This is a genomic window from Cellulomonas sp. IC4_254 (genome assembly GCF_011603975.1).
Taxonomy (GTDB): Bacteria; Actinomycetota; Actinomycetes; order Actinomycetales; family Cellulomonadaceae; genus Cellulomonas.
In genome coordinates, this window is sequence record NZ_JAANNB010000065.1 from 1 (window position 1) to 17392 (window position 17392).

Below are 17392 nucleotides of genomic sequence, written 5' to 3' on the forward strand. Positions count from 1 at the left end.
CGGCGCAGCGAAAGATCGGGCCCGGGGCGGCCACGGAGCGGGTCGACGCACGGCACTGGCGGGTGCTCCTGCTCTGGTTGCAGGCCGCCTTCCGGGTGCCCGACCTGGCGACCGGCGCGGCGCTGGTGGCCCGGGTGGCCGACGCGGCGGAGCGGCTCGGGGTCGCGCCCGACGTGACGCTGCGCCCCGACCACGTGCAGGTGCGCACGACGACGTGGGCCGTGCGCGGGCTCACCGAGGCGGACCTGGCGCTCGCGGACGCGGTCTCGGCCGCGGCGGACGAGCTCGGGCTCGTCGGCGACCCGACGCTGCTGACGTCGCAGGAGATCGCGATCGACGCGCTCGACATCCCGCGGGTCGCGCCGTTCTGGCGCGCCGTGCTCGGCTACGAGCCGGAACCGGGCAGCGACCCGGACGACCCGGCGCTCGCCGACCCGGGTGCGCTCGGGCCGGGGTACTGGTTCCAGCAGATGGACGCGCCGCGCCCGCAGCGCAACCGGATCCACGTCGACGTGACGGTGCCGCACGACCAGGCGGAGGCCCGGGTCGCGGCGGCGCTCGCGGCCGGCGGCACGCTGCTGTCCGACCGGCGCGCGCCGGCGTTCTGGGTCCTGGCCGACCCCGAGGGCAACGAGGCGTGCGTGTGCACCTGGCAGGCCCGCGGCGACGGCTGAGGCGTCTCGCCCCTCGGTCGATCACAGGACGGACGCCGCACGCACGGTGACGTGCGCGGACGTACCGTGACCGGACGCCGCCGCCGTGGTGGCGCCCTGCTCGTCCGAAGGAGCCCCAGCGTGAGTCGTCCTCTGCGCTCTCGTACCTCGACCCACGGCCGCAACATGGCCGGCGCCCGCGCCCTCTGGCGCGCCACCGGCATGGGCTCCGAGGACTTCGGCAAGCCGATCATCGCGATCGCCAACTCCTACACGCAGTTCGTCCCGGGCCACGTGCACCTCAAGGACATGGGCGACCTCGTCGCGTCGGCGATCCAGGAGGCCGGCGGAGTCGCCAAGGAGTTCAACACGATCGCCGTCGACGACGGCATCGCGATGGGCCACGCCGGGATGCTGTACTCGCTGCCCAGCCGCGACCTGATCGCCGACTCGGTCGAGTACATGGTCCAGGCGCACTGCGCCGACGCCCTGGTGTGCATCTCGAACTGCGACAAGATCACGCCCGGCATGCTCAACGCGGCGCTGCGGCTGAACATCCCGGTGATCTTCGTGTCGGGCGGCCCGATGGAGGCCGGCAAGGCCGTGATCGCCGACGGCGTCGCCAAGACGCACCTCAACCTCATCAACGCGATCAACTACTCCGCGGACGACAACGTCTCCGACCAGGCGCTCGCCACGGTCGAGGAGAACGCCTGCCCGACCTGCGGCTCCTGCTCCGGCATGTTCACCGCGAACTCGATGAACTGCCTCACCGAGGCCCTGGGGCTGTCGCTGCCGGGCAACGGCTCGACGCTCGCCACGCACGCCGCCCGCAAGGAGCTGTTCCTCGAGGCCGGCCGCACGATCGTCGACCTGGCGCGTCGGTACTACGACGACGAGGACGACACCGCGGCGCCCCGCGGCATCGCGACCCGCGCGGCGTTCGCCAACGCGATGGCCCTTGATGTGGCGATGGGCGGCTCGACCAACACCGTCCTGCACGTGCTCGCGGCGGCGCAGGAGGCCGAGGTCGACTTCACGCTCGAGGACATCGACGCGATCAGCCGCAAGGTGCCCTGCCTGGCGAAGGTCGCGCCGAACCACCCGGACTACCACATGGAGGACGTGCACCGGGCGGGCGGCATCCCCGCGCTGCTCGGCGAGCTGGACCGCGGGGGCCTGCTGGACCACGACGTGACCAGCGTGCACACGCCGACGCTGCGCGCGTGGCTGGACGACTGGGACGTCCGCGGCGGCAAGGCGACGGAGCGCGCCACGGCGCTGTTCCACGCCGCCCCCGGCGGCGTGCGCACCACGCAGGCCTTCTCCACGTCGAACGTCTGGGAGTCGCTGGACACCGACGGCGCGGCGGGCTGCATCCGCGACGTGGCGCACGCCTACACCGTCGAGGGCGGCCTGGCCGTGCTCCGCGGCAACCTGGCCGAGGACGGCGCCATCATCAAGACCGCCGGCATCGACCCGGACGTGTTCCACTTCGTCGGCCGCGCGCTGGTGTGCGAGTCGCAGGACGAGGCGGTCGACAAGATCCTGCGCAAGGAGGTCGAGCCGGGCCACGTCGTCGTCGTGCGCTACGAGGGCCCGTCCGGCGGTCCCGGCATGCAGGAGATGCTCTACCCGACGTCGTTCATCAAGGGCCGCGGGCTCGGCAAGGTGTGCGCGCTCATCACGGACGGCCGGTTCTCCGGCGGGTCGAGCGGCATCTCGGTCGGCCACATCAGCCCGGAGGCGGCCGCGGGCGGCACGATCGGCCTGATCGAGGACGGCGACGAGATCGAGATCGACGTCGAGACCCGGCTCATCCGGGTCAACGTGCCCGACGAGGTGCTGGCGGACCGCCGCGCGAAGATGGAGGCGCGCGAGAACCCGTGGCAGCCGGTCGACCGCGACCGGTACGTGTCGCCGGCCCTCCAGGCGTACGCGGCGATGGCGACCAGCGCCGACCGCGGCGCCGTCCGCGACGTGAGCCGCATCCGCCGCGCCTGACGGCGCAGCATCCGCCGAGAGAGGGCCTCCCGGCCGAGGTAGGACACGGGACGGCCCTCTCTCGGCGCAACGGCCCTATCTCGGCGCACAGGCCCTCCCTCGGCGCGAGCGCGCCGGTCCTCCGGCACGTCAGGAGCGCGTCGCGCCGTCCGCGCCTACAGTCGGCTCATGACGACCACGGGCGGGACCAACCCGGACATCGACATCAAGCCGCGCTCCCGGCAGGTGACCGACGGCATCGAGGCCACGGCGTCGCGCGGCATGCTGCGCGCGGTGGGGCTCGGCGACGACGACTGGGTCAAGCCCCAGATCGGCGTCGCGAGCTCCTGGAACGAGATCACGCCCTGCAACCTGTCGCTCCAGCGGCTGGCGCAGGCCGTGAAGAGCGGCGTGCACGCCGGCGGCGGCTACCCGCTGGAGTTCGGCACGATCTCGGTGTCCGACGGCATCTCGATGGGCCACGAGGGGATGCACTTCTCGCTGGTCAGCCGCGACATCATCGCCGACAGCGTCGAGACCGTGATGCAGGCCGAGCGCCTGGACGGCTCCGTGCTGCTGGCGGGCTGCGACAAGTCGCTGCCGGGCATGCTGATGGCGGCGGCCCGCCTCGACCTGTCCAGCGTGTTCCTCTACGCCGGCTCGATCATGCCGGGCTGGGTCAAGCTCGAGGACGGCACCGAGAAGGACGTCACGCTCATCGACGCGTTCGAGGCGGTCGGCGCCTGCGCCCGCGGCCTGATGAGCAAGGGCGACCTGGACCGCATCGAGCGTGCGATCTGCCCGGGCGAGGGCGCCTGCGGCGGCATGTACACCGCGAACACCATGGCGTCGGTCGCCGAGGCGATGGGCATGTCCCTGCCCGGCTCCGCGGCCCCGCCGAGCGCCGACCGCCGCCGGGACAACTTCGCGATGCGGTCCGGCGAGGCCGTGGTCGAGCTGCTGCGCCAGGGCATCACCGCGCGGCAGATCATGACCAAGGAGGCGTTCGAGAACGCGATCGCCGTGGTGATGGCGTTCGGCGGCTCGACCAACGCCGTGCTGCACCTGCTGGCCATCGCGCACGAGGCCGAGGTCGACCTGACGCTGGACGACTTCAAGCGGGTGGCGGCGAAGGTGCCGCACCTGGGCGACCTCAAGCCGTTCGGCCGGTACGTCATGGCCGACGTCGACCGGATCGGCGGCGTGCCGGTGATCATGAAGGCGCTGCTCGACGCGGGCCTGATCCACGGCGACTGCCTCACGGTCACCGGGAAGACGGTCGCGGAGAACCTCGCCGACGTCGCCCCGCCCGACCCGGACGGCAAGATCCTGCGCGCGCTGGACAACCCGATCCACCACACCGGCGGCATCACGATCCTCGACGGGTCGCTGGCCCCCGAGGGCGCCGTGGTGAAGTCGGCCGGCTTCGACACCGACGTCTTCGAGGGCACCGCCCGGGTGTTCGAGCGCGAGCGCGCCGCCCTGGACGCGCTGGAGGACGGCACGATCACCGCGGGCGACGTCGTCGTCATCCGGTACGAGGGCCCGAAGGGCGGCCCGGGGATGCGGGAGATGCTGGCGATCACCGGCGCGATCAAGGGCGCCGGCCTCGGCAAGGACGTGCTGCTGCTGACGGACGGCCGGTTCTCCGGCGGCACCACCGGCCTGTGCGTCGGGCACGTCGCGCCGGAGGCGGTGGACGCCGGCCCGATCGCGTTCGTGCGCGACGGCGACCGGATCCGGCTGGACGTCGCGAACGCCACGCTGGACCTGCTGGTGCCGGAGGAGGAGCTCGCCGCCCGCCGGGTCGGGTGGGCGCCGCTGCCGCCGCGGTACACCCGCGGCGTGCTCGCCAAGTACGCGAAGCTCGTGCAGTCCGCGTCGACGGGGGCCGTGCTGATCTGACGACCACGCGCTCATCTGCGCGAACACCCCCGAACATCGCCCCCGGCGAACGCCCCCGCGGCGGCGTCCCGGCCGCTAGGGTCGCGTCGGGACGCCGGACCGGCGCCGCCGACGCGAGGGGGACGAGCGTGACGGAGCTGCCGCCGGCGGGGACCACCGCCGTCAGCACCCGCGGCCTGCGGAAGACCTACCGGCACCGCGGCCGGCAGGTCGTCGCCGTGGGCGGCCTGGACCTGGACGTGCCGCTCGGCGGCGTGCACGGGTTCCTGGGCCCGAACGGCGCGGGCAAGACGACGACCATCCGGATGCTGCTCGGGCTGATCCGCCCGGACTCGGGGGTCGTGCGGGTGCTGGACCGGCCGGTGCCGGCGGCGCTGCCCGAGGTGGTGAGCCGGGTGGGGGCGATCGTCGAGTCGCCGAAGTTCTTCCCGGCGTTCTCCGGGCGGCGGAACCTGGAGCTGCTCGCCGCCGGGATCGGGGCACCCGCCGCGCAGGTGGAGCGGGTGCTCGCCGACGTGGGGCTCGCGGACCGGGCGTCCAGCGCGTTCCGCACCTACTCGCTCGGGATGAAGCAGCGGCTGGCGATCGCGTCCACGCTGCTCAAGGACCCCGAGCTGGTCATCTTCGACGAGCCCACCAACGGCCTGGACCCCGCCGGCATCCACGAGGTGCGGCAGACCATGCGGGACCTCGCGGCTGCCGGGAAGACCGTCCTGGTGTCGAGCCACATCCTCGCCGAGGTGCAGCAGGTGGCCGACACGGTGTCGATCGTGACCCAGGGCCGGCTGGTCGCCGGCGGCCGGGTCGCGGACCTGCTCGCCGCGGCGGGCGCGGGCGAGGCCCGGGTCGGCGTCGACCGCCCCGCCGAGGCGGCCGCCGTGCTGGCGGAGCGTGGCTGGGCGGTGCGCCCGGACGGCGCGGGCGGCCTGCTCGTGGCCGGGGCCGCGCCCGCGGACATCACCCGGGCGCTCGCCGACCGCGGGCTGTACCTGCACGAGCTCGCCCCCGGGCGCGCCGACCTGGAGCAGGTGTTCCTCGCGCTGACCGGCACGGGTGCGGACGGCACCGCCGCCGCGCACCAGGGCCGGCCGGCGCCGCACGGACGGAGGGTCCGGGCGTGAGCGGTCCCGGGGTGGGCGGCCTGGTCCGCGTCGAGGCGCGGCGGTTCCGGTACCGCGCGGCGGTGCGCTGGCTGGCGGCGCTCGCGGTGCTGGCCGCGCTGGTGGTGGTGACGACGGTGTTCCTCTCCGCGCGCCCACCGTCGGAGCGCGCGCTCGCCGACGCGCAGGAGCAGTACGCGTTCGCGCAGGAGGACTGGGCCGAGAACGGCGAGCAGTACGTCGCCGACTGCCGCGACGGCGAGGCCCAGGAGCGGGAGACGAACCCGGACGCCGACTGGGGCTGCGACGACCTGGAGCCGCGCCCGGAGTACTACCTGCCGATGCAGCCGACGCTGGCCGGCTCCGGCCCCACGTGGGTGTCGGGCGCGACGACGTTCCTGCTCCTGCTGGCGTTCGCCGCGGGCGTCACGTTCGTGACGGCCGAGATCGGCTCCGGCGCGCTGGGGACCTGGCTGACCTTCGTGCCCCGTCGCGGCCGGGTGTACGCCAGCAAGGTGACCGTCGCCGCGGCCGGCGTCCTGGTGCCCACGGCGCTCGCCCTCGCGCTCACGGTGGGCGGCGCGTGGGCCGCGGCCACCGCCAACGGTGCCGTCGGCGAGCTCTCCTCCGGGTGGTGGGGCGACCTCGGCTGGCAGGCGCTGCGCGCGCTCGCGGCCGCGGCCGTGCTGGGCGCCGCCGGCGCGGCGCTCGGGTTCCTGGCCCGCAGCGCCGCCGGCGCCCTCGGCATCGGGGTCGGCTGGCTGCTCCTGGTGGACAGCGTGCTGGCCGGGGTCGTGCCGGCGCTGACCCCGTGGACGCTGCGCGCCTCGCTGAGCGCGTGGCTGGACGACGGCTACCGCTACTGGGAGTCGGTGCCGTGCCGCCCGGTCGACGGCGTCGCCCAGGAGGGGTCCTGCACGGTCGAGCGGACGGTCTCGATGCTGCACGGCGGGGTGCTGCTCGCCGTGGTGGTGGCGGTCCTGGTCGTCCTCGGGCTCCTCGTGTTCCGGCGCCGCGACGTGGACTGACGTCCGCTGCGCGCGATGCCCCCTCGTGACAGGCTGGGACGCATGGGATGGACCGTCGAGGACGCACCGTGGTGGACCCGAGCCGTCGTCTACCAGATCTACCCGAGGTCGTTCCAGGACTCCGACGGCGACGGCGTCGGTGACCTGCGCGGGATCATCTCCCGGCTCGACCACCTGAGCGCGCTCGGCGTGGACGTGGTGTGGCTGTCGCCGATCTACCGCTCGCCGCAGGACGACAACGGCTACGACATCAGCGACTACCAGGACGTCGACCCGTCGTTCGGCACGCTCGCGGACCTGGACGAGCTGATCGCCGCGCTGCACGAGCGCGGGATGAAGCTGCTCATGGACCTGGTCGTGAACCACACGTCCGACGAGCACCCGTGGTTCGTCGAGAGCCGCCGCGGTCCGGACGGCCCGAAGCGCGACTGGTACTGGTGGCGGCCGCCCCGCGCGGGGATGGCGCCGGGGCAGCCCGGCGCGGAGCCCACGAACTGGCACTCGTTCTTCTCGGGCTCGACCTGGGAGCTCGACGAGGCGTCCGGCGAGTACTACCTGCACCTGTTCAGCCGGAAGCAGCCGGACCTGAACTGGGAGAACCCGGAGGTCCGGCAGGCCGTCTACGCGATGATGCGCTGGTGGCTGGACCGCGGGGTCGACGGCTTCCGGATGGACGTCATCAACCTCATCTCCAAGGACACCGACCTGCCGGACGGCCCGGTGGTCGCGGGGGTGTGGGGCGACGGCAGCGCGCACTACACGGACGGCCCGCGGGTGCACGAGTACCTGCAGGAGATGCACCGCGAGGTGTTCGAGGGCCGGGCCGACCGGCTGCTGACGGTGGGGGAGACTCCGGGCGTCACGCTCGAGGAGGCGCTGCGGTACACCGACCCGGCGCGCCGCGAGGTGGACATGGTGTTCCAGTTCGAGCACGTGGGGCTGGACCACGGGCCGGGCGGCAAGTTCGACCCGAAGCCGCTGCGGCTGACCGACCTCAAGGCGACCTTCGGGCGCTGGCAGGCGGGGCTCGCGGAGGCGGGCTGGAACAGCCTGTACTGGGACAACCACGACCAGCCTCGGGTGGTGTCCCGGTTCGGGGACGACGGGAAGCACCGCCGGGAGTCCGCGAAGGCCCTCGCCACCCTGCTGCACCTGCACCGCGGCACGCCGTACGTCTACCAGGGCGAGGAGCTCGGGATGACGAACGCGCACTTCACGCGGTTCGACCAGTACCGGGACATCGAGTCGGTGAACCACGTGGCGCAGGCCCGGACGCTCGCCTCGGCCACCGACGAGCAGCTGCTCGCCGGCCTGGCGGCGATGAGCCGGGACAACGCGCGCACGCCGGTGCAGTGGGACGCGACCCCGCAGGCGGGGTTCACGACTGGCACGCCGTGGCTGGCGGTCAACCCGAACCACGTGGAGATCAACGCCGACGCCGAGCGCGCGGACCCGGAGTCGGTGTTCCACCACCACCGCCGGCTCGTCGAGCTCCGGCACACGGACCCCGTGGTGGCGCTCGGCGACTTCACGATGCTGCTGCCCGAGGACGAGCAGGTGTACGCCTACACCCGGGAGCTGGACGGCGACGCGCTGCTGGTCGTGGTCAACGTGTCGGGGGAGGAGCGGGTCGTCGACCTCGGGGACGCGTGGCCGCTCGCGGCGGACGGCGGCTGGGGCGACCTGGTGCTCGGGACGCACGCCGAGGCGGGCGAGCCGACGACGCTGCGACCGTGGGAGGCGCGGGTGGTGCGGCGGCGCTGAGGGCCGCACGGGGCGCCGAGGGCGGCGCGGCCGCCGAGGCCGCGCCGGCCGCTCAGTGCTCGATGAGCGGGTCCAGCACCTGCAGCGCCGCCCCGTGCAGCCGGCCGTTCGTGACCAGCGCGCTGCCGCCGAACGGCCCGTCGACGCCCTGCACCGACGTGAACCGCCCGCCGGCCTCGGTGACGATCGGCACCAGCGCCGCCATGTCGTGCAGCGCGAGCTCGGGCTCGGCGGACACGTCCACGGCGCCCTCGGCGACGAGCACGTGCGACCAGAAGTCGCCGTACGCCCGGGTGCGCCACACCTTGCGGGTCAGGTCGAGGAAGTGGTCCAGCCGGCCCTGCTCGTCCCAGCCGCCGAGGCTGGAGTAGGACAGCGACGCGTCCTGCAGCCGGCCGACCTCCGAGACCCGGAGCCGGGTGGCGGCGGCGAGCGACCGCCCGGTCCACGCGCCGGAGCCCGACGCGGCCCACCACCGGCGGCCGAGCGCCGGGGCGCTGACCAGGCCCACGACGACCTCGTCGCCGTCGAGCAGGGCGATCAGCGTCGCCCACACGGGGACGCCGCGGACGTAGTTCTTGGTGCCGTCGATCGGGTCGACCACCCAGCGCCGGGGGCCGTGGCCGGTGTCGGCCATCTCCTCGCCGTGCACGGCGTCGCGCGGGCGGGCCCGGGACAGCTGCGCCCGGATCAGCTCCTCGGCGGCGCGGTCGGCGTCCGAGACGGGCGTCAGGTCGGGCTTGGTCTCGACCCGGAGGTCCTGCGCCTTGAACCGCGACATGGTGAGCGCGTCCACCTGGTCGGCGATCACGTGGGCGAGGCGCAGGTCGTCGTCGTACCGGGTCATGGGACCAACCTATCCGGAGGCCGGGCGGCTCAGGCCGCGTCCGGCGCCCCCGACCGGCTGACCAGGAGCCGCCGGAACGAGTCCACCCGGGCCGTCCGGGCCGCACGCACGGCGTCGTCGGGCGACGCCGCCACCCACTCGTCCAGGGCGCAGTCCGGCGCGTCGGCGGCGTGCGTGCAGCCGCGCGGGCACTCCTCGGCGACCTCGGCGAGGTCGGCGAACGCACCGAGCAGGTGGTCCGGGTCGACGTGCGCCAGGCCGAACGAGCGCACGCCGGGGGTGTCGATCACCCAGGTGCCGGGCGCCCCGGGCACGCGCAGCGCGACCGCCGAGGTGGACGTGTGCCGCCCGCGCCCGGTGACGTCGTTGACCACGCCGACCGCCCGCAGCGCGTCCGGGACCAGGGCGTTGACCAGCGTCGACTTCCCGACCCCGGAGTGCCCGACCAGGACGGACATCCGCCCGGCCAGCGCCTCGCGGACCTCGTCCAGGCCCTCGATCGCGGCCTCGTCGGTGCGCGAGCTGACCACGACCCGCACGCCGATCGGCTCGTACAGGGCCCGCAGCGGCGCGGGGTCGGCCAGGTCGGCCTTGGTGAGCGCGAGCAGCACGTCCATGCCGGCGTCGTAGGCCGCGACGACGCAGCGGTCGATCATCCGGGTGCGCGGCTCGGGGTCGGCCAGCGCGGTGACGACCACGAGCTGGTCGGCGTTGGCGACGATCACCCGCTCGACCGGGTCCGTGTCGTCGGCGGTGCGGCGGAGCACGGTGCTGCGGTCGACGATGCGCACGATGCGCGCGAGCGAGCCCTCGGCGCCGGAGGTGTCGCCGACCAGGTCCACGCGGTCGCCGGGGACGACCCGCTCCCGGCCGAGCTCGCGGGCCTTCATCGCGACGGCGACGCGCTCGTCCGGGCCGTCGGCGTCGACGAGGACCGTGTACCGCCCGCGGTCGACGCCGGTCACCAGCGCCCGGTCGGCGTCGGCGTGCTCGGGGCGGGTCTTGGTGCGCGGGCGGGTGCCCCGGCGGCTGGGCCGGACCCGGACGTCCGACTCGTCGAGCGCGCGGCGGGCCACGTCAGCAGCCCCCCGTCACGCCAGCATCCCGTCCCACAGCCCCACGAAGTCCGGGATCGTCTTCGCGGTCGTCTCGACGTCCTCGACCAGCACGCCCGGCACCGCCAGGCCGAGGAGCGCGCCGAACGTGGCCATCCGGTGGTCGGCGTAGGTCCGCACGGTCCCGGCGTGCAGCGGCCGCGGCGTGATGACGAGCCCGTCGGCCGTCTGCTCGGCCTGGCCGCCCAGCCGGGTGATCTCGGCGGACAGCGCCGCCAGCCGGTCGGTCTCGTGGCCGCGCAGGTGCGCGATGCCGCGCAGCCGGGTGGGGGAGTCGGCGAGGGCGGCGACCGCGGCGATGGTGGGGGCGATCTCGCCGGCGGCGTGCAGGTCGAGGTCGACGCCCCGGACGGTCCCGGTGCCGGTCACGGCCAGCACGTCGCCGTCCAGGCGCGTCGTCGCGCCCATCTGCTCGAGGATGCCGGGCAGCAGGCCGCCGGGCTGGGTCGTGGCGGCGGGCCAGCCGGGCACCCGCACCGTGCCGCCGGCGACCAGCGCCGCGCACAGGAACGGGGCGGCGTTCGACAGGTCCGGCTCGACGCGGACGTCGCGCGCCGCGACCGGGCCCGGCTCGACCTGCCAGACGGTCGGCACCGCGTCGTCGACGACGACCCCGGCCGCGCGCAGCGCGGCGACCGTCATCTCGATGTGCGGCAGGCTCGGCAACGTGGGGCCGGTGTGCCGGATCGTCAGGCCGCGCGCGAACCGCGGCGCGGTGAGCAGCAGGCCGGAGACGAACTGCGAGGAGCCCGAGGCGTCGACGTCCACCGCCCCGCCCTCGACGGCGCCGCTGCCGGTGATCGTGAACGGCAGGTGGCCCGGCTCGCCGTGCTCCGTCACCCCGACGCCGAGCGCCCGCAGCGCGGCGAGCACCGGGCCCATAGGCCGGACCCGCGCGCCGGCGTCGCCGTCGAACCGCACGTCGCCGTCCGCCAGCGCCGCGACGGCGGGCAGGAAGCGCATCACCGTGCCGGCGAGCCCGCAGTCGACCTTGCGCGGCCCGCGGAACGCGCCCGGCGTGACCAGCCAGTCGCCGGGCGCGGCGGGGTCGTCCTCGATCGTGGTGCCGAGGTCCCGCAGGGCTTGGGCCATGAGCAGCGTGTCCCGGGAGCGCAGCGCGCCGCGCAGCCGGCCGGGGCCGTCGGCGAGCGCGGCCAGCACCAGGTAGCGGTTGGTGAGCGACTTGGAGCCGGGGACCTCGACCGTCGCGTCCAGGGGACGGGTCGCCGTCGGGGCGGGCCAGTCGGGCGCGGTGGCGGGGAGGACCTCGGAGCTCATGGCCGTCAGGCTATCGGGGGCAGGACGGCGCCCGGGCCGGGTGTCCGGCCCGTGAGGCGCCCCCGCGCGCACCCGGCTCAGTGCACCGCGTCCGCGATCTTCTTGCTCGCCGCCTTCTTCGCGGCCGCGGCCGTCGCCGCCGCGGCGGCCGCCTTCGCGGTCGCGGCCTTCGTGGCCCGCGCGTGCTCGACGCGCCAGCGGACGGACGGCCGGCCGGCGGTGTCGGCGGCGGCGATGAGCGCGCCCCCGGTGAAGGACAGGCCGCGCAGGAACCGGGCCTTGCGGTCCTTCTTCTCCTGGTCGGTCAGCTGGCCGCGCTCCTTGCGCGACGCCGGGGCGTCCGCGGCGGCGAGCGGCAGGGTCAGCGCCGCGAGCGTGAGGGCGGCGGCGCGGGGCGCGCGCCCGGTGGCGAGCAGCAGGGCGGCGAGCGCCGTGGCACCGCCGTGCACCCGCACGACGGTGGTGAGCTGCGCGTCCGACGGGTGGCGGTAGGCGTCGAGCGCGCCCCCGAGGGCGCCGCGGGGGACCGAGGCGTTCAGCCGGTCGACCGCACCCCGGGCGACCGCGACGTGCGCGGCCGGCCGGCGCAGCGCGTCGACCCCCTCGCTCAGGAACCACGACGCGAACAGCGGTCGGGCGATGCGGCGCAGCAGCATGACGTCCTCCTCCCGGCCGTCCGCGACGCACGGACGCCTGCCGTCCAACCTAGCGGCGCGACCTGCCGCCCGCCCCCGGGAATGTCCCGGCCTCCCGTCCGTGTTGTGCCGTCCATGAGCTGTTCCACCCTCGAGCGCCCGACGGCCTCCGCCGGCGGCGTCGCCGTCCTGGCCGCGCCGGTCGGCGTGCTGCCGCGCCCGGGCGGCCCGGTGCCCGCGCGCGCACTAGGCTCGACCCCGATGAGCGAGGACACCACACGCGCCCCCGAGTCCGAGGACGACGCGGCGCGCAGCGAGCGGTTCGAGGCCGAGGCGCTGGTCTACCTGGACCAGCTGTACGGCGCCGCCCTGCGCATGACCCGGAACCCGTCGGACGCCGAGGACCTGGTCCAGGAGACGTTCGCGAAGGCGTTCGCCGCCTTCCACCAGTACCGGCCGGGCACGAACCTCAAGGCGTGGCTGTACCGGATCCTCACCAACACGTTCATCAACACGTACCGCAAGAAGCAGCGCGAGCCGCAGCAGTCCCAGGCCGACGAGATCGAGGACTGGCAGATCGCGCGCGCCGAGTCGCACTCCTCGACGGGGCTGCGCTCCGCGGAGGCCGAGGCGCTCGACCACCTGCCGGACTCGGACGTGAAGGACGCGCTCGCGCGGCTGCCGGAGGACTTCCGGATCGCCGTGTACCTGGCGGACGTCGAGGGGTTCGCCTACAAGGAGATCGCCGAGATCATGGGCACCCCGATCGGGACGGTGATGTCCCGGCTGCACCGCGGGCGGGGTCAGCTGCGCGACATGCTGACCGACTACGCGCACGACCGGGGGCTGGTGCCGGCAGGGGGGACCGCGACCGCCGAGGGCGGGGACGGCACGGGATCGTCGAGGAGGGCACGATGACGGGCTTTGACGCCGCGGGGACGTCGACGCCGGCAGCAGGGGACCAGGTCGGCGGCTGCGGCCCGGAGTGCGAGCAGGCGCTGGGCCGGCTGTTCGCCTACGTGGACCGCGAGCTCGAGCCGGGCGACGCGGACCAGGTCCGGCAGCACATCGAGGACTGCCGGCCGTGCCTGGACGAGATCGCCGTCGAGACGATGCTCAAGGAGCTCGTCAAGCGGTGCTGCCAGGACAAGGCCCCGGCCGACCTGCGGGTGAAGATCCACGCGCAGCTGACGACGCTGCGGGTGACGCGCACGCTCTGAGCGCCGCGCGGGCCCGACGGGTCCGGCCCACGGGAGCCGGGGACGTCCGGCCCCGAGCACGACGAAGGGCCCGGTGCGACGCACCGGGCCCTCGTGCTGTGTGCGGCTGCGCCGCCCGACGCTCAGGCGTTGGGGCGCTTGCCGTGGTTGGCACCGTTCCCGGCGCGGGAACGGCGCTTGCGGCCACGCTTGCTCATGGAACTTCTCCCTGGTGAGACTGACCGGTACGGCGGTGCAGCCGCCCGGGGACCCTCCATGGTCCCACATCCGCGCTGCTCGTCCGCACGGACCGTTCAAGGACCGGGGGTCCCCGGCCGATCACCAGGGTGTGAGCGAGCAGCCGCAGTCCGTCGTCCCCCTCCTGCACGCCCTGGCCCAGGCCGGTGGCTCCGACCTGCACGTCAAGGTGGGCTCCGAGCCGCGCGTCCGCGTCGACGGCCGCCTGCGCCGGCTGCAGGTGCCCGTGCTCAAGCCGCGGGACACCGAGAACATGCTGAGCGAGGTGCTCCCCGACGACCTCACCGAGACGTTCGTGCGCACCCACGAGGCCGACTTCGCGTTCTCGCTGTCCGGCGTCGGCCGGTTCCGGGTCAACGCCTACCAGGCGCGCGGCACCTACGGCCTGGTGTTCCGCCTCGTCGCGATGGGCGCGCAGTCGCTGTCCGAGCTCGGGCTGCCCGACGTCCTGGGCGAGCTCGCGCTGGAGCCCCGCGGCCTGGTGCTCGTCACCGGACCCACGGGCTCGGGCAAGACGACCACGCTGGCCTCGATGATCGACCTGATCAACACGGTGCGCGAGGCCAACATCGTGACGATCGAGGACCCCATCGAGGTGCTGCACCCCGACAAGCGCGGCATCGTGTCCCAGCGCGAGATCCGGCAGGACACCGCCGACTTCACCGTCGCGCTGCGCGCGGCCATGCGGCAGGACCCCGACGTCATCTTCGTCGGCGAGATGCGCGACGTGGAGACCGTCCGCGCCGCGCTGTCCGCCGCCGAGACCGGCCACCTGGTGCTGTCGACGCTGCACACCATCGACGCGGCGGAGTCGGTCAACCGCATCGTCGACTTCTTCCCGCCCCACGAGCAGCAGCAGATCCGGGTCGCGCTGTCCCAGGCGCTGCGCGGCATCGTGTCGCAGCGGCTCGCGCGCAAGGCGGACGGCGCCGGCCGGACCGCGGTGGTCGAGGTGCTGGTCAACACCGGCCGCACGGCCGAGGCGATCGTGGACCCGTCGAGCAGCGAGCCCCTGATCGACCTGATCAAGCAGGGCGACTACTACAAGATGCAGACCTTCGACCAGCACCTGGTGCGCCTGGTCGCGGACGGCACCGTCACCTACGACGAGGCGCTCGGGGTCGCGACGAACCCGCAGGACCTGACGGTCGAGCTGCGGTCGGTCGGCCTGATCGCCTGATCCTCCGGGCGGTAGCGCGGGCGGCGGCCGTCCGTCGCCCGGTCCGCGCCACCTCTTGCCCGCTCCTCCGACGCGATATAGCGTGACGAAACGCGATATATCTCGATGCGGAGGAGCAGCGCCATGGCCACGGAGTCCTGGGTCGTCATCGGCCCGCAGATCATCGAGGTCGAGGACGTGCGCTCGCTGCGCGTCCAGGTCAGCGGCGGGCGGGTCGACGTCGTCGCCCACGACGACCCGACGCTCACCGGCGCTCGCCTCGAGGTGCACCGGGTCGACGGCTCGCCGCTCGAGGTGACCTACGCCGACGGCGCGCTGTGGGCCGGCGTCCGGTCCGTCACCGGGATCGACGGGTTCCTCGAGCGGCTGCGCGGCCCCGGGCAGCGCGACCGGGTGGAGCTGCACCTCGCCGTCCCGCGCGAGGTCGCGGCGTCGCTGGGCTCCGTGAACGCCGACCTGCTGCTCGCCGGCGTCCAGCAGGACGCCACGGTGTCGACGGTCGGCGGCGCGGTCGTCGTCGACGGCACCCGCGGGGCGCTCTCGGTCAAGAGCGTGTCCTCCGACGTGGTCGTCCGCGACCACCTGGGCGACCTGTCCGTCGGCACCGTCTCCGGCGCGGCCACCGCGTCCGGCCCGCTGCACCGGGTCAGCGTCACCACCGTGTCCGGCGAGGTCACGCTCGACTGCATGGCGCCGACCTCGGTCTGCCACGTCCGGACCGTCTCCGGCGACGTCGCCGTGCGGCTGCCCGCCGGGCACGGCGTCGGCGTCGAGGCGCGCAGCGTGTCCGGGCGGGTCGTGGTCGACGGCGTCGAGCACGGCGACCGCCGCCCCGGGCGCACCACCGTGGACCTGCGGGACGACCGCGCCACCTGCTACGTGTACTCCCAGACCGTGTCCGGCCACCTCACGGTCCTGCACGGCGCCCCGCTCGCCGAGCCGGTGGTGGACGCCGGCGGCGTCTGATGGCGGTGTTCGGGCACGGGCAGCTCCGGCTGTACCTGCTGTCCCTGCTGGAGGCCGGCCCGCGGCACGGGTACGAGCTCATCCGGGCGCTGTCCGACCGGTTCGGCGGCACCTACCGGCCGAGCGCCGGCACGGTGTACCCGCGGCTCGCCCGGCTCGAGGAGGAGGGCCTGGTCGCCCGCACCGCGTCCGGCCGCAAGACGCTGTACGCGCTGACGGACCGCGGGCGGGCCGAGGTCGAGGCGCACCGGGCGGAGCTCGCCGCGCTGGAGCACGAGCTCGCCGACGTGGTCCGGGACCTCGCCGCCCAGGTGCGCGCCGAGGTCGCCGGGTCGATGGCGGGGATGCGGGCGGAGATGGCCGCGGCCGCGCAGCAGGCGCGGGCGGCGGCGCTGCGCACCCGCGAGGGGCGGGCCGAGGCGTCCGCGGCCGGCGTGCCCGGGGCTGGCGCGCCCGGGGCTGGCGTGCCCGGGGCCGACGTGCCCCGGCCGGGCGGGCCGGCGGGGGCGGAGCGCCGGGCGGCGCGGGCGCGGCGCGCGCAGATCGAGGCGGACCTCGCGGCGTTCCGTGCGGAGGTGCGGGACGCGGTGCGGCGCGCGGAGGCGGCGGGCGGCCCGACGGCGCTCACCGCCGACACGGTGCGGACCGTGCTGGCGAGCGCCCGGTCGGCGATCGCCGCGACGCTGCCGCCGCGCTGACGTCGGCGTGCCGGGCGACCGCGTCGGTCGAACCGCGTCCCCCGGGCGGGTACCGGGCGACGGCGTGGGTCAGACCACGTCCTCCGGCAGCCCGAGCCAGGCGTTCCAGTGCGAGTGCAGCACCAGCCAGGCCATGAGGCCGTAGCCGGCCTGACCGGGCAGCGCGCCGTCGCCCGCTGCCAGGTCGGCGAGCCACTGCTCGTGCCCGGCCAGCGGCGTGAAGGTGTCGACGTACGGCACCCGGCGGCGGGTCGTCACGTCGGCGAAGGCGGCGGACAGGTCGGCCAGCGTCGTGGGGTCCACGCCCGCGCCGGGCGGGGGGCCGACGACGAACGCCGGCATCCGGCGCTGCTCCGCGGCGTCGAGGACGTTCGCGAGGTTGAGCCGGCTGCGCGCGAGCGACAGGCCGGCGAGCGCGTCGGCGCGGCCCAGGGAGACGACGAGGCGGGTGTCGGCCTCCGCGGACGTGCGGCGCCCGACCTCCTCCTCCCACCGCGCGGACAGGCCGGAGGTGGTCTCGCCGGGGACCGCCAGGGTCAGCACCGTCGGGGGCACCGGGGTCGTCGTGCGCGCGGCCACCCGGCCGACCCAGCCCAGCGCCCGCGGGTCGCCGGCACCCGCGGCCAGCTCGTCCCCGATCACCACCAGGCGCAGCGGCAGCTCGCCCACGTCCCGTCCTCCCGCTCGCCCTGCACGTCCCGCGGTCGCGGGCGCGGGGCCAGTGTCGCAGCCGGAGCGCCGGGGACGCCCGCCGACGCGCGGCGCGGGGCCGAGGTGGCGGGG

At 75.1% G+C, this 17392-nt stretch carries 16 protein-coding genes; 11 read left to right on the forward strand and 5 right to left on the reverse strand.

Going from position 1 to position 17392, the window contains the following annotated elements; translation table 11 throughout:
• From G6556_RS08460 to G6556_RS08485, 6 genes are all read left to right on the forward strand, one after another.
• On the forward strand, positions 1-674 hold a 674-nt coding region (locus tag G6556_RS08460), incomplete at its 5' end, for a VOC family protein (protein ID WP_240934035.1).
• Between the two features lie 120 nt (positions 675-794).
• Entirely contained in the window at positions 795-2657 is a 1863-nt protein-coding gene (ilvD, locus tag G6556_RS08465; RefSeq protein WP_166940339.1) for a dihydroxy-acid dehydratase, read from the forward strand.
• A 168-nt stretch (positions 2658-2825) separates the two neighbouring features.
• A complete protein-coding gene (gene ilvD / locus G6556_RS08470; RefSeq protein ID WP_166940341.1) occupies positions 2826-4541 on the forward strand; it encodes a dihydroxy-acid dehydratase in 1716 nt (571 codons plus the stop codon).
• A 128-nt stretch (positions 4542-4669) separates the two neighbouring features.
• Positions 4670-5662, forward strand: a complete 993-nt coding sequence (locus G6556_RS08475; RefSeq protein ID WP_166940343.1) for an ATP-binding cassette domain-containing protein — start codon at positions 4670-4672, stop codon at positions 5660-5662.
• Entirely contained in the window at positions 5659-6669 is a 1011-nt protein-coding gene (locus G6556_RS08480; RefSeq protein WP_166940345.1) for an ABC transporter permease subunit, read from the forward strand. Before G6556_RS08475 ends, G6556_RS08480 begins: the two co-directional genes overlap by 4 nt.
• 42 nt (positions 6670-6711) lie before the next feature.
• Positions 6712-8433, forward strand: coding sequence for an alpha-glucosidase (locus G6556_RS08485; RefSeq protein WP_166940347.1), 1722 nt, complete (start codon positions 6712-6714; stop codon positions 8431-8433).
• 52 nt (positions 8434-8485) lie between these two features.
• Here G6556_RS08485 and hisN read toward each other — a convergent pair whose 3' ends face one another.
• The 4 genes from hisN to G6556_RS08505 all read right to left on the reverse strand — a co-directional run bounded on the left by hisN (position 8486) and on the right by G6556_RS08505 (position 12329).
• A complete protein-coding gene (gene hisN, locus G6556_RS08490) occupies positions 8486-9280 on the reverse strand; it encodes a histidinol-phosphatase (RefSeq protein WP_166940349.1) in 795 nt (264 codons plus the stop codon).
• Between the two features lie 29 nt (positions 9281-9309).
• On the reverse strand, positions 9310-10356 hold the full coding sequence (gene rsgA / locus G6556_RS08495) for a ribosome small subunit-dependent GTPase A (RefSeq protein ID WP_166940351.1): 1047 nt from the start codon (positions 10354-10356) through the stop codon (positions 9310-9312).
• Positions 10357-10371: 15 nt separating this feature from the next.
• On the reverse strand, positions 10372-11673 hold the full coding sequence (gene aroA, locus G6556_RS08500; protein ID WP_166940353.1) for a 3-phosphoshikimate 1-carboxyvinyltransferase: 1302 nt from the start codon (positions 11671-11673) through the stop codon (positions 10372-10374).
• Positions 11674-11750: 77 nt separating this feature from the next.
• Positions 11751-12329 carry a DoxX family protein gene (locus tag G6556_RS08505; protein ID WP_166940355.1) on the reverse strand — a complete coding sequence of 193 codons (579 nt, stop codon included), beginning with the start codon at positions 12327-12329 and terminating at the stop codon, positions 11751-11753.
• A gap of 114 nt (positions 12330-12443) precedes the next feature.
• On the opposite strand from G6556_RS08505, the gene G6556_RS08510 reads away from it, so the two are divergent.
• The 5 genes from G6556_RS08510 (at position 12444) to G6556_RS08530 (ending at position 16609) form a co-directional block, all read left to right on the forward strand.
• On the forward strand, positions 12444-13226 hold the full coding sequence (locus G6556_RS08510; protein ID WP_277344717.1) for a sigma-70 family RNA polymerase sigma factor: 783 nt from the start codon (positions 12444-12446) through the stop codon (positions 13224-13226).
• Entirely contained in the window at positions 13223-13528 is a 306-nt protein-coding gene (gene rsrA / locus G6556_RS08515) for a mycothiol system anti-sigma-R factor (protein WP_166940357.1), read from the forward strand. The genes G6556_RS08510 and rsrA overlap by 4 nt, the downstream gene beginning before the upstream one ends.
• 328 nt (positions 13529-13856) lie before the next feature.
• A complete protein-coding gene (locus tag G6556_RS08520; protein WP_166940359.1) occupies positions 13857-14945 on the forward strand; it encodes a PilT/PilU family type 4a pilus ATPase in 1089 nt (362 codons plus the stop codon).
• Positions 14946-15068: 123 nt separating this feature from the next.
• On the forward strand, positions 15069-15911 hold the full coding sequence (locus G6556_RS08525) for a DUF4097 family beta strand repeat-containing protein (protein WP_166940361.1): 843 nt from the start codon (positions 15069-15071) through the stop codon (positions 15909-15911).
• On the forward strand, positions 15911-16609 hold the full coding sequence (locus tag G6556_RS08530; protein ID WP_346774794.1) for a PadR family transcriptional regulator: 699 nt from the start codon (positions 15911-15913) through the stop codon (positions 16607-16609). The genes G6556_RS08525 and G6556_RS08530 overlap by 1 nt, the downstream gene beginning before the upstream one ends.
• A 69-nt stretch (positions 16610-16678) precedes the next feature.
• Here G6556_RS08530 and G6556_RS08535 read toward each other — a convergent pair whose 3' ends face one another.
• Positions 16679-17278 carry a GDSL-type esterase/lipase family protein gene (locus tag G6556_RS08535; protein ID WP_166940363.1) on the reverse strand — a complete coding sequence of 200 codons (600 nt, stop codon included), beginning with the start codon at positions 17276-17278 and terminating at the stop codon, positions 16679-16681.
• Positions 17279-17392: the final 114 nt, after the last annotated feature.

Bases quoted from the DNA above. Each gene is read 5' to 3' on its own strand.
- ilvD (WP_166940341.1), top strand. From the start codon at position 2,826: ATGACGACCACGGGCGGGACCAACCCGGACATCGACATCAAGCCGCGC.
- G6556_RS08485 (WP_166940347.1), top strand. From the start codon at position 6,712: ATGGGATGGACCGTCGAGGACGCACCGTGGTGGACCCGAGCCGTCGTC.
- hisN (WP_166940349.1), bottom strand. From the start codon at position 9,280: ATGACCCGGTACGACGACGACCTGCGCCTCGCCCACGTGATCGCCGAC.
- aroA (WP_166940353.1), bottom strand. From the start codon at position 11,673: ATGAGCTCCGAGGTCCTCCCCGCCACCGCGCCCGACTGGCCCGCCCCG.
- G6556_RS08505 (WP_166940355.1), bottom strand. From the start codon at position 12,329: ATGCTGCTGCGCCGCATCGCCCGACCGCTGTTCGCGTCGTGGTTCCTG.
- G6556_RS08510 (WP_277344717.1), top strand. From the start codon at position 12,444: ATGAGCTGTTCCACCCTCGAGCGCCCGACGGCCTCCGCCGGCGGCGTC.
- rsrA (WP_166940357.1), top strand. From the start codon at position 13,223: ATGACGGGCTTTGACGCCGCGGGGACGTCGACGCCGGCAGCAGGGGAC.
- G6556_RS08525 (WP_166940361.1), top strand. From the start codon at position 15,069: ATGGCCACGGAGTCCTGGGTCGTCATCGGCCCGCAGATCATCGAGGTC.
- G6556_RS08530 (WP_346774794.1), top strand. From the start codon at position 15,911: ATGGCGGTGTTCGGGCACGGGCAGCTCCGGCTGTACCTGCTGTCCCTG.